The following is an 11949-nucleotide window of genomic DNA, read 5'->3' on the forward strand; positions in this document are numbered from 1 at the left end:
CGTCATTCGTGTTGGGCGCCTCCCGACTAGAGCATCCCTGCCGGCGCCAGAGGGTAGGGCGGAGGGTTAGGTTAGGCTTGCCTAATTCTGGGTCCTTGGGGAGGTTGGGGTGGGTGTGGGCTTGATGGGCGTGGATGAGCGCGGTCATTGAGAAGCGGGCCGGCGGGCGGCGTGCCTTGGGGTTGGGGGTGCTGGTTTTGGTGCTTCTGGTTGTGGGGGCGGGTTCGCTGGCGGTGGGGGCGCGGGCGTTGGGGCCTGGGGACGTTTGGCGGGGGCTGGTGGCGGAGCCGGGGGGCGATCGGGGGCTCACCGAGATCAGGCTCATCGTGCAGACCGTGCGGGTGCCTCGGACGGTGCTGGCGATCGTGGCGGGCGTCGCTCTGGGGGTCGGTGGGGCGTTGATTCAGGGGTGCACGCGGAATCCGATCGCCGACACCGGGTTGCTGGGGGTCAATGCCGGGGCCTCGGTGGCTGTGGTCACGGCGATCTCGGTGTTCGGGTTGGCCAATCCGTTCCAGTACGTGTGGTTCGCCGCTTTGGGGGCGGCGGTTTCCGGATTCGTGGTGTTCGGGTTGGCGAGCATCGGGCGGGGGGCCGGGAACCCGTTGACGCTCGCGTTGGCCGGGCAGGGGATCACGGTGTTCCTGGCGGCGATGACGACGGCGATCACGCTGTCGGACAAGGCGTCGCTGAACGCGTGGCGGTTCTGGAACGCGGGGTCGGTCGCGGGTGTCGGGTTCGGGGTGATCTGGCCGGTGGCGGCGTTCATCGGGGCCGGGCTGGTGCTGGCGGTGGTCACGCTGCCGGCCATCAACCTGCTCAACCTGGGGGACGACGTCGCGCGCGGGCTCGGGGTGAACATCGCGTTGAACCGGACGATCGGCATCCTCGCCATCACCCTGCTCGCGGGGGCGGCGACGGCGGCGTGCGGGCCCATCGCGTTCCTCGGGCTCATGGTGGCGCATGTGGCGCGGTATCTGACCGGGCCGGACTATCGCTGGCTGGTGCCTTACGCCGGTGTGCTCGGGGCCGTGGTCCTGCTGGTGTGCGACATCGTTGGGCGCGTGGTCGTCCGGCCGGGGGAGCTGGACGCGGGCATCGTCGTCGCGCTGCTCGGCGCTCCGTTCTTCGCGGCGCTGGTGTGGCGTGGAAAGTTTCGGAACACATGATCGAGACGGACGCGAAGCCCCCGATCGCGCCGGGGGTGCGGCTTGGGTATGTGTCGTTCGTCTGGCGGCCGTGGCTGCTGTTCGTCACGCTGGTGCTGGCGGCGGCGACGTTTCTGGTGTTCTGCCTGTCCGTTGCGGTCGGCGACTTCTCGGTCGGTCTGCCTCGGGTGATCGCCACGATCGTCGGGCGGGGCGAGCGGGTCGACCAGTTCGTGATCATGGATCTGCGGATGCCGCGCGCTCTGGCGGGGCTGATCGTGGGGATCGCGCTGGGGGTGTCCGGGGCGATCACGCAGTCCATCGCGCGCAACCCGCTGGCCAGCCCGGACATTCTGGGGGTTACCGGGGGCGCCGGGGCGGTCGCGGTGTTCCTGGTGACGGTGTCGGGCGGGACGGCCACGGCGATCGCCAGCACCGTGGGTGTCTCCGCGGCGGCGCTCGCGGGCGGTCTCGGCACGGGGCTGCTGGTCTATCTGCTGGCGTGGCGGCGGGGGATCGACGGCTTCCGGCTGATCCTGATCGGCGTCTCGGTGAGCGCGGCGATGGAGGCGATCACCAGCTGGCTGCTGGTCACGGCCGACATCCGGGACGTGGCCCGCGCTCAGGCGTGGCTGGTCGGCTCGCTCGACGGACGCTCGTGGGACGAGGTCCGGGTGGCGTTCTGGTGCTCGCTGGTCCTTCTGGCCGTGGTTGTGGGCGCCGCGTTCCAGTTCGGGCCGCTGCGTGTCGGGGACGAGGTCGCGGCGGGCCTGGGCGTCCGGTATTCGGTGGTGCGGGCGGTCATGCTGCTGTGCGCGGTGCTGCTGGCCGGTGTGGCGGTGAGCGCCGCGGGACCGGTCCCGTTCGTGGCGCTGGTGGCGCCGCAGGTGGCGCTGCGGCTGGTGCGGTGTCCGACGCCGCCGCTGGTGGTCTCCGGGCTGGTGGGCGCGTTGCTGCTGATCGGCTCGGACGTGGTGGCGCGCACGGCGCTGCCGGTCGCGCTGCCGGTCGGTGTGGTCACCGCCGCGATCGGCGGTCCCTTCCTCGTCTATCTGCTGGTGCGGGCGAACCTCAGGCGAGCCGGATAAAGGAGATCTTGTGGGCGCGCGGCACATCACCCTGGAGGCCAGGGGTGTCTCGGTCGGGTACGGCGGCCGGACGGTCATCGACGGCCTCGACGTGACGATCCCGCCGGGGGTGATCACCACGATCATCGGTCCCAACGGCTGCGGGAAGTCCACCCTGTTGCGGACGCTGTCGCGGCTGCTCAGGCCGGTCGAGGGCACGGTCGTCCTGGACGGCGAGGACATCGTCCGGCTCAAGACCAGGGACGTGGCCAGGAAGCTCGGCCTGCTCCCGCAGGCGCCGGTGGCGCCGGAAGGGCTGACGGTGGCCGATCTGGTCGCCAAGGGACGCCATCCGCACCAGAGCTGGCTGCGGCAGTGGTCGTCGGACGACGCCGCCGTCGTCGAGCGCGCGCTTGCCATGACCGGGGTGTCCGACCTGGCCGACCGTCCCGTGGACGCGCTGTCCGGCGGTCAGCGCCAGCGCGTCTGGATCTCGATGACCCTGGCCCAGGGCACCGACCTGCTCCTGCTGGACGAGCCGACCACCTACCTCGACCTGGCGCACGCGATCGACGTCCTCGATCTGGTGGACGACCTGCACGAGGCGGGCCGCACCGTGGTGATGGTGCTGCACGACCTCAATCTGGCCACCCGGTACAGCGACAACCTCGTCGTGATGCGGGAGGGGGCGATCCTGGCGCAGGGCCACCCGCGCGAGGTGATCACCGCCGGGCTGCTGCGCGAGGCGTTCGGGCTGCGCGCCGAGGTGATCGACGATCCGGTGGGGGACCGTCCGCTCATCGTGCCGATCGGCCGGGCCCACGTCCGAAAGTGATCATAGTTAGGTTAGGCTTCCCTTACTTTTACCGACGCGGCGGACGCCAGAGCGAGGGATGATCCCCAGTGCTTCTCCAGAGAACGACTATGACAAAGCCCCTGCGGCGGGCGACGGCGATACTGGCCGCCGCGACCCTCGGCGCCGGGCTCCTCGCGGGATGCGGCTCCGGCTCCACATCGGATGACGCCGCCCCCGCTGCCGCGGGTGGAACGTTCCCGGTCACCGTGGACCACGCGTTCGGGTCCACGAAGATCTCCGAGGCGCCCAAGCGGGTCGTCACGGTCGGCTACACCGACGACCAGGCCGTCCTGGCCCTCGGCACCAAGCCGGTCGGCATGGTCGACCAGTACCCGAACCCGCCGGGCAAGTCCCCCGACATCAACACCCAGTGGCCCTGGGTGAAGGACAAGTGGGGCGACACCCGTCCCGAGGTCGTCATGAGCAACGGCGACTCCGGCCCGAACTTCGAGAAGATCGCGGCGCTGCGGCCCGACCTGATCGTCGCGGTGTACTCCGAGATCGACAGGGCCGCCTACGACAAGCTCTCCAAGATCGCCCCAACGGTGGGCCGGACCAAGGCCGAGAAGGAGCCGTTCAGCGCGCCGTGGCAGGACAACGCGGTGCACATCGCCCGGGCGCTCGGCAAGGAGTCTGAGGGGAACCGCCTGGTCCAGGCCATTCAGGGCAAGCTGGACGCCGCCCGCAAGGCGCATCCGCAGTTCGCGAACCAGACCGCCGTCGCGGTGTCCTGGTACAAGAACTCGGTCGCGCCGTTCACCACCACCGACGTGCGCGGACGGCTGATCTCGGGCATCGGCTTCAAGGGCGCCACCGAGATCGACAAGGTCGCGGGCGGCAAGTTCTCCACCGTGCTGTCGCCCGAGCGCATCGACCTCATCGACGTCGACCGCGTCTTCGTCATCAACGACCAGGCGGACACGGCCGCGCTGAAGAAGTTCCAGCTGTTCACCAACCTCTCCGCCGTCAAGAACGGCAAAGTGACCTACCTGCTGGACAGCGAGGGCCCGGCGATCGGCGCGGCCATGTCCCAGGGCACCCTGCTGTCCCTGCCCTACGCGATCGACGAGATGGTCAAGTCGGTCGGCTAGGTGCGCCCCCGCCGAGGGGTCACTTCTTGAGGAGGCGCTCGCGGTCGTGCCAGGCCTGCTCCCACTGGCGGGTCAGGGCCGGGTAGATGATCAGGTACCGGAACGGGGCGATGAAGGCCATGTAGAGGCGGCCGAACAGCCCGTTGGGCTTGACCAGGGCGGCCATGCGCAGCTCGTGGCCGCCGTCGCCGGTCGGAACCCAGCCCAGGTGCATGATGTCGTGGACGGTCCTGTTGGCCAGTTCGCGGGCGGCCTCGTCGCCGAGCTGGAACACCTCGGTGAACGGGTCGGTGCACGGGGTGGCGTCGTCCGCGGTCCGGACGAGGTCACTCGGCAGGCGGTCGCGCAGCGAGACGACCCGCTTGCCCAGGCCCGCCTTGGGGGCGTCCCAGCCGAACAGGGCGCCGAGCTTCCAGCGCACGGCGAACAGGAACCGGACCGGGGCGGGCTCCTTGCGGGTGTCGTAGGCGGCCTTCACCGCGTCGATCATGACGGTGAAGTCGTCGGGACCGGCGCCGGGTGCCCGGAAGGACCACACGTCCTCGATCCGGAAGTCGGCGGTGAACTCGTGGATCCGCCACGGCTGCGCGGTGTGGGCGGCTTTGGGGAGGCGCATCGGTCATTCACTCCGGGGTGGTGCGCTCAGGAAGGCGAGGGTGGCCTGGAGGCCGAGGGAGATCGCTCCGGCCACGGGCAGTTCCGACCCGCCCCCAAGGGCGATCGCGCCGCCCCACGACACCGCCAGGATCGCCACCAGCGCGGCGAGGTAGCGCAGGAGGGGGCGGCAGGCGGGCGCGGACGTCCGCAGCGACCAGGCCAGTGTCACCATGACCGCGCAGAACAGGACGCAGCTGAACAGCCACATCGCGTACAGGGTCAGCTTGGGATCGGCGGCGGTGTCGCTGTCCAGCAGCCCGTCCGGCCACGAGGTCGCGGTGGCCAGGACGGTGTGGAAGATGGCGTTCAGGGCGCCGTTGACCATCGCGAACCACAGCAGCGCCAGCCGCTTGCGGCTGCGGCGGGGCGGTGCCGCGTGGGTTTCTGCGGGCCCGGTCGGGCGGGCCAGCCAGGCCAGGACGGCCACGGCGGCGTACAACGTCCATTCGGGAGCCGCCAGCGTCCCGGATACGCCATGGACCCAGATTCCGGCCACGGCGTAGAGCACCGCCTGCGAGCCGTTCAGCAGCGCGACGCAGCCGAGGATCGGCCTGGTGGTGCTCGCCGAATAGCGCGGCATCAGGAGAAGGACGACGGGGTAGGTCCAGGCGATCGCCGACATGCCGTGCCACATCATCCGCAGTCCCTGCTGGGACTCGGCCTTGGCATCGCCGTTCATCAACGCGTCGAGGTTCGGGTCGGTCAGCACGAACGTGTGCAGCGCCGCGGCCACCGCCGCCAGGGCCATGGCGGACCAGAGCGCCCACGTCCGCGAAATGGCCACGGCCGGTCTCATCGTCAGCGAGTCGTGCATGTTCATCCCCTTCGGTTCCGATTGCCGTTCTGGAGTCTCGGTTGCGATACTACCAGTTCCGGAACTATTGGTTTCGATACATGGGGTTCCGTATGATGCACTCCATGTCTGCTCGGAAGCAAGCCCGAAACCAGGGGGGACGCCCCCGGGAGGATCGCGTGGACGGCGCCATCGCCTCCGCCGTCCTGGAACTCCTGGCCGAGGTGGGGTACGCGCGGCTCACGATGGGCGAGGTGGCGGCGCGCGCCGGTGTGGGCAAGGCGGCGATCTACCGCCGCCACGCCACCAAGCAGGAGATGATCTTCGACGTCCTGCTGCCCGACCAGTTCCTGGCCGAGGCGCCCGACCTCGGGTCGCTCCGCGCCGACCTGGCCGCCGTGCTCGCCGAGATCGCGGGCAGCATGACCGCCCCGCCCCCGGGGACGATCCCCGGCCTCCTGGCCGACATCCACGCCGACACCGCGCTGCTCGACCGGTTCGACGCCAAGTACCTGCACGCCCAGCGCCGGACCCTCACCGAGATCCTCGACCGCGCCGCCGCGCGCGGCGAGCTCGCCACCCGCCCCGACCCGGCCGTCCTCAACGCGCTGCTGGTCGGCCCCGTCTTCGCCTGGCTCTTCCTGCTGTCCGCCCCGCCCGGCCGGCTCCCCGCCCTGACCTCCGCACTTCTGGACGCGGCGCTCGCCCTCACCGCCCCCGGCGCCGCCGCGACGTAGGCGATCGTCGCCGCGCCGGGCCGACCTTCGGCCACCCGGGAGTGGCCGGTCGTCGGCATCACTCGACCGATGGCGGACGCCACGGACCCGCCCGCCATGGTCGGCTTTCGATCATGAACGTTGACTTGCTGACGGCCCCGGGATGGGCGATGGCCGCGCTGACCGTGGTGATCGCGGCCATCGCCGTCCACCCGGCGCACGCGGAAACCAAAGGGCAGCACCCACGCGCGATCAGCGTGGAGGGCGAGGCCCCGTCCCGGACGAACCTCACGGTCAAGCCCGACCGCAGAGCCTCGGGCGGCAGGTATCTGGCGCTGGCGACCGAGCGGAGGCCACCGGCCCAGGGCTGGTACGCCACCTACACCCTGCGCGCCCCGGCGGCGGGGACCTACCGGCTGGACGCCGTCGCCACCTCCCCGGCGGAGGGCACGAACGAGGACGCCGCGAACGGCTCCCACGTCAACCTGTCGCTCAACGGAGGCCCGTTCCGGCAGGTCGCCAGGTCCCAGGTCCACTGGGCCGGGTCACCGCACGCGTGGGGCGACCTCTACCGCCTCCGGCTGGACGACGTGGAGCTGCGGCGCGGCGCCAACACGATCACCTTCATGGTCGACGAGCCCGCGCTGGTCTCCGGCTCCGTGCTCCACCGGCTCCTGCTCGACCGCTTCACCCTGACCCCGACCGCCCTGGCACTCCGCGACGTCCACCTCAACGACCTGAACGTCTACCGCGCGGGCGAACCGGCGGACCTGCACCTGCGCCTCAACGGCCGCGCGCCCGCGACGCAGACCGTCCACTACGAGATCCGCGACTACCAGGACGCCGAGGTCGCCGCCGGTACCGCCACGATCCCGGCGGGATCCACGACGGCGAAGGCCCCGCTCCCCGCCCTGCGGCCAGGGAACTTCACGGTCAGGGCCTCCACCTCCACCTCGGCGGTCACCGGCCAGTTCGCGCAGCTTCCCGGGCGGGCGCCGATCAGCGGCCCGGCCAACCGCTTCGGCGCCAACACCTGGGCTCCCACGCTCATCGCCTCGTCCAAGCTGGCTCCGCTGGCCCGGGCGCTGAAGCGGATGGGCGTCGGCTACATACGGGACGACGCGTCCTGGTCGGCGGCGGAGCCCGCACGCGGCCGCTACCGCGCGACACCGCAGGACAAGGTCACCCGAGAGTTCCACCGGCAGGGCCTCAAGGTCCTGCACGTCCTCACCGGACCGCCCGACTGGACGATGAGCGGCACCTCGGTCCCCCTGCCCGCCGACCTGCGGGTCGCCCACGGCTACACCCGCCACCTGTCCGGCAAGCCCGCCGGCGCGAGGCCGGACGCGGTGCAGATGTCGAACGAGCCGGACATCGACGACACCGCGAGCACCGGCGACCAGCAGGCCGCCTACGTCAAGGCCGCCGCCCTCGGCATGTCCACCCGGGGGAACCGGCCGCGCATCGTCCTGCCGGGCATCGGGGGCAATTTCGCCTACCAGAAGCTCATGCTGGAGAGCGACGTCGTCCGCTACGCCGACGCATGGGCCTTCCACGCCTACCCCTGGCCCCCGTCGGCCGCCGAACCCGAGGTTCCCGCCGTCGCGGCCGAACAGCGCCGCCTCTGGCGCCGCTACGGCGGGACGTCCCAGACCTGGCAGACCGAATTCGGCCTCTTCCTGAAGACACCCGGACACGACCCCGACCGGCAGCGCCAGGTCGCCCAGGCCCGCTACCTCGTCCGGTCGACCGTCCAGGACCTGGCGGCCGGTGTGGACAAGCACTTCTGGTTCGCCGGACCGCCCCTCGGCACCGAGGGAACCTATTTCGGGTTGTTCAACCGCGACTACCAGCCCCTGCGCTCCTACAGCGCCCATGCGGCCATGGCCTCGATCCTCGGCAAGGCCGACCACGTCAGCCGCCTCCAGGGCCTGCCCCCGGGGGCCACCGGACACCTCTTCGACACCGGCACCAGGTCAGCGGCGGTGCTTTGGGCGAAGCGGCCCACCCAGGTCAAGGTCCCCGTCGGCGGCGGCAAGGCCGAGGTCTACGACACCATGGGCGTCCGCCGCGTGGTCAACGCCGAACGCGGCACCGTCACGCTCACGGCGACGCCCGACCCGAGCTACGTCCTCTCCACCCGCACAGCGCGGGCACCCGAAAAGGCGTCCAGCAAACCCGGAAAGCCGTCCCCGGCCGAGCAGATCGTCCTCAACCAGCGCTACGCCCCGGCCAACGCGGCTCCCAACAAGAACAACGGGGAAGCGAAACCCCCCTTCGGGTACCGCCTGAAGAACACGACCCGCATGTCACTCGACATCTACAACTTCAGCGGGACGCCGCGGAAGGTCGTCCTGTCCGGCCACGCCGACGGCTGGACGGTGAAGCCGATCGCCTCCTCGACCGTGATCGTCCCGCCGATGGGTCGAGCCGCCGTCCCCTTCATCCTCACGGCGGCCCCGCAGACCCGCCCGGGAAGCGACTACCGCCTGGCGTTCACCGCGACCCTCGACGGACGCCCCGTCCCGCCCTCGGTCTCCTGGATCCAGCTCACGAAGTGAGCGGCGTGACCCGGGGCACTCTTAGGACCCGCTGAGGGGGTAGGGATCGGACCGGCCCCAAAACCGAGGAAGAGGGGACGATTCACGTGGCCGGCCATACAGAGGTCGAGCGCAAGTACGAGACCGACAGCACCTTCACCCTTCCCGACCTGCGCGACGTCCCCGGACTGTCCGGGGTCGCCGCGCCGGAGCGGCACACGCTCCTGGCCCGCTACTACGACACCGCCGACCTGCGGCTCGCCCGCCGCGGTATCACCCTGCGCCGCCGCACCGGGGGCACCGACGACGGCTGGCATCTCAAGCTGCCCAAGGCCAAGGGCGAACGGCACGAACTCAGCAGGCCCGCCACCGACTCCATGCCGGACGACCTCACCGAACTGGTCACCGCCTACACCCGGGGACGGCCCCTGGTCGCGGTAGCGGAGCTGCGCACCGATCGCACCGAGCGTGCCGTCCTGGCCAAGGACGGCACGGTGGCGGCCGAACTCGCCGACGACAACGTCACGGGCTTCCGGCTCGACCGGGGCGGCGAGGGCGTCACCTCCTGGCGCGAACTGGAGGTCGAGCTGATCGACGGATCGCCCGAGGTGCTGAGAGCCATCGGCGACCATCTGATCGGCTCGGGGGCGCGTTCGAGCGACGTGCCGTCCAAGCTGGCCATGGTGCTCGGCGACCAGACCGCCCGCACCGCGCACCCGGCCAAGGCCCGCACCGCCGTCGAGGCCATGACCCGCTACCTGGCCGCGCAACGAGACCGGCTGCTGGTCTACGACCCCCGGGTGCGGCTGGCCGACCACGACGACGACTCGGTCCACAAGATGCGCACCTCGATCCGCCGCGTCCGCAGCATCCTGCGCACCCACCGCCGCCTGCTGGACCGCGGCGAGAGCGACTCCCTGGACGCCGAGCTGAAGTGGCTCTCCGACGTCTTGGGCGAGGTCCGCGACCGCGAGGTGCTCCAGGCCCGCTTCCGCGAGCAGCTCGCCGGCTACTCCCAGGACGAGCCCCGCTGGCTGGCGGACCTGGCCGCCGACGAACGCGCGGCCCGCGACCGAGTTCGCGAGGCGCTGCGCTCCCCGCGCTACCTCGCCCTGCTCGATCGCCTCGACGCCCTGGTGACCGAGCCCCTGGTCACCAAGCGCGCCCACCGCCCGGCGGACGTCCAGGAACGCAAGATCCTCACCAGGGCCCGGCGCAAGATGGTCCGGAACTACCGGGCGGCCGAGCGCCTCCCCGAGGGGCCCGACCGGGACGCCGCATTGCACAAGACCCGCAAGTCGGCCAAGCGCCTCCGCTACACGGCGGAAGCGGCCACCCCCACCCTGGGCAAGCTCGCCAAGAAGATCGCCCGGCGCGCCAAGGAGCTCCAGGACGTCCTGGGCGCCCACCAGGACAAGATCGTCGCGGCCCGGCATCTGGCGGAGATCAGCCCCTCCTCCGCCGACAGCTACGCCCTCGGAGCCGTCACCGCCGTCCAGAACTGCACCGACCCCCTTGAGGACCTCCCCAAGACCTGGAAGAAGGCCAAACGGCGCTGAAACAGAGCTCGGCCCTCTCGCCACCCCGACGAGAGGGCCGAGCTCGGATCAGCGTCCCTGCAACGCCTTGACGTTGTTGCCGAACGTCCAGTTCTTGGATCCGTCCCAGTTCAGGGACCAGGTCATCAGACCCTTCAACGAGTTGCCGTAGTGGTTCCACGCCTGGGCGACCAGGCTGGGAGACATGTACCCGCCCCCGGCGCCCGGCTGCGCGGGCAACCCCGGAACCTGCTTGTCATAAGGCACCCGAATCGTGGTGCCCTGCACGACCAGACCCTTGTTCAGGCAGTCGGTCTGAGCGGTGAAGCCCTGCACGGTGCCGGCGGAGTACGAGTCACCGGAGCACCCGTACATGCTGCCGTTGTAGTACTGCATGTTCAGCCACCACAGCCGGCCGTTGTCGGCGTACTTCTTGATGATCGGCAGGTAGGCGCCCCAGATCGACCCGTAGGTGACGCTGCCGCCGGTGACGTAAGCGGTCTCGGGAGCCATCGTCAGCCCGAAGTTCGACGGCATCTGCGCCAGCACCCCGTCGATGATGCGGACCAGATTGGCCTGCGAGGCCGACAGTTGCCCGATGTTCCCGCTGCTGGTCAGCCCGGTCTCGATGTCGATGTCGATCCCGTCGAAGTTGTACCGCTTCAGGATCGGCACCACGGTCGCGACGAACCGGTCGGCGACCGCGCTGGACGACAGATCGATCCCCGCCGCCGCCCCGCCGATCGACATCAGGATCGTGGCACCGGCCGCCTTGGCCGCGCACATCTCGGCCGGGGTCGCGACCTTCACGGTCGCGTCCATCCCGTCCTCCCACAGCACCGTCCCGTCCGACCTGATCACGGGGAACGCGGCGTTGAGAACGTTGTACCCGTGCTGGCCGATCTGGGGGTTGGTGATCGGCGTCCAGCCGAACGGCGGGTGCACCCCGTTGCTCGCGCCGTCCCAGTTCTCCCAGTACCCCTGAAGCACCTTCCCCGCCGGACGCGACTTCACCGCACAGGTCTCCTCACCCGGGGGCGTCGTCGTAGGCGGCGTGCTCGTGGGCGTCGCCGTGGGGCTGGACGTGTCACAAGCGCCCAGGTCCTTCCACAACGTAGGGGTAGCAGCCGGGTTCCAGTTGGCCCCCGGGTGAGCCGTGTGGGTGACCAGAGCCTGGTACCCGCGCTCCCCATAGGTGACGCTGGTACCAGTCGAATAGGCCTTCCCCTCCGTCCAAGCAGGGAAGGAAACGCAGTTGATGGCAGCCGTGGCGGACGGCGCGAGCCCGGCGAACGCCACAACGGTGCCCAGCGAAAGGATCACCGCGACCGCCCCGGCCAGAACGCCGGCCAGCCTGTACCGATATTGAGAGATCATGCGGCCTCCTCGGTGGGGTCAGAAGCCAGAGCCAGGCGAACCAGGAGCAAGCCGCGGCGGCTCCTCGCCCTCCCTGCTTACAGGAAAGTTTCCTGTAAGTTTTCGAGTACGGTAACCCTTCGCCCCCGCCCCGACAAGGCCCAACCAGCGCCGCTCTCGCAAGGGT

The 11949-nt window shown here is 70.5% G+C and carries 10 protein-coding genes; 7 read left to right on the forward strand and 3 right to left on the reverse strand.

Annotated elements, in window-relative coordinates; translation table 11 throughout:
• The first annotated feature begins 134 nt into the window (after positions 1-134).
• The 4 genes from ACQPY4_RS02735 (at position 135) to ACQPY4_RS02750 (ending at position 4162) form a co-directional block, all read left to right on the forward strand.
• On the forward strand, positions 135-1169 hold the full coding sequence (locus ACQPY4_RS02735; protein WP_433332035.1) for a FecCD family ABC transporter permease: 1035 nt from the start codon (positions 135-137) through the stop codon (positions 1167-1169).
• Positions 1166-2236, forward strand: coding sequence for a FecCD family ABC transporter permease (locus tag ACQPY4_RS02740; protein ID WP_433332037.1), 1071 nt, complete (start codon positions 1166-1168; stop codon positions 2234-2236). Before ACQPY4_RS02735 ends, ACQPY4_RS02740 begins: the two co-directional genes overlap by 4 nt.
• A 10-nt stretch (positions 2237-2246) precedes the next feature.
• Positions 2247-3050 (forward strand): ABC transporter ATP-binding protein, encoded by an 804-nt coding sequence (locus ACQPY4_RS02745; protein ID WP_433332039.1) that lies wholly within the window; start codon positions 2247-2249, stop codon positions 3048-3050.
• An 89-nt stretch (positions 3051-3139) separates the two neighbouring features.
• A complete protein-coding gene (locus ACQPY4_RS02750; protein ID WP_433332041.1) occupies positions 3140-4162 on the forward strand; it encodes an iron-siderophore ABC transporter substrate-binding protein in 1023 nt (340 codons plus the stop codon).
• A 19-nt stretch (positions 4163-4181) separates the two neighbouring features.
• On the opposite strand, the gene ACQPY4_RS02755 is transcribed toward ACQPY4_RS02750, so the two are convergent.
• Positions 4182-4778, reverse strand: coding sequence for a DUF2867 domain-containing protein (locus ACQPY4_RS02755; RefSeq protein WP_433332043.1), 597 nt, complete (start codon positions 4776-4778; stop codon positions 4182-4184).
• A gap of 3 nt (positions 4779-4781) precedes the next feature.
• Positions 4782-5633, reverse strand: coding sequence for a hypothetical protein (locus ACQPY4_RS02760; protein ID WP_433332045.1), 852 nt, complete (start codon positions 5631-5633; stop codon positions 4782-4784).
• A gap of 158 nt (positions 5634-5791) precedes the next feature.
• Here ACQPY4_RS02760 and ACQPY4_RS02765 point away from each other — a divergent pair, with 158 nt between their 5' ends.
• The 3 genes from ACQPY4_RS02765 to ACQPY4_RS02775 all read left to right on the forward strand — a co-directional run bounded on the left by ACQPY4_RS02765 (position 5792) and on the right by ACQPY4_RS02775 (position 10427).
• Positions 5792-6349: a TetR/AcrR family transcriptional regulator gene (locus ACQPY4_RS02765; protein ID WP_433332047.1), complete on the forward strand. Its 558-nt coding sequence runs from the start codon at positions 5792-5794 to the stop codon at positions 6347-6349.
• Between the two features lie 113 nt (positions 6350-6462).
• On the forward strand, positions 6463-8889 hold the full coding sequence (locus ACQPY4_RS02770; protein WP_433332049.1) for a hypothetical protein: 2427 nt from the start codon (positions 6463-6465) through the stop codon (positions 8887-8889).
• Positions 8890-8975: 86 nt separating this feature from the next.
• The gene (locus tag ACQPY4_RS02775) at positions 8976-10427 is read left to right on the forward strand and encodes a CHAD domain-containing protein (RefSeq protein WP_433332051.1); all 1452 of its coding nucleotides are present in this window, start codon (positions 8976-8978) and stop codon (positions 10425-10427) included.
• 48 nt (positions 10428-10475) lie between these two features.
• Here the strand turns inward: ACQPY4_RS02775 and ACQPY4_RS02780 are convergent, their stop codons facing one another.
• Positions 10476-11783: a glycosyl hydrolase family 18 protein gene (locus ACQPY4_RS02780; protein ID WP_433332053.1), complete on the reverse strand. Its 1308-nt coding sequence runs from the start codon at positions 11781-11783 to the stop codon at positions 10476-10478.
• Positions 11784-11949: the final 166 nt, after the last annotated feature.

It is taken from the genome of Spirillospora sp. CA-294931 (assembly GCF_050946795.1).
In the GTDB taxonomy this organism is placed as follows: domain Bacteria; phylum Actinomycetota; class Actinomycetes; order Streptosporangiales; family Streptosporangiaceae; genus Spirillospora.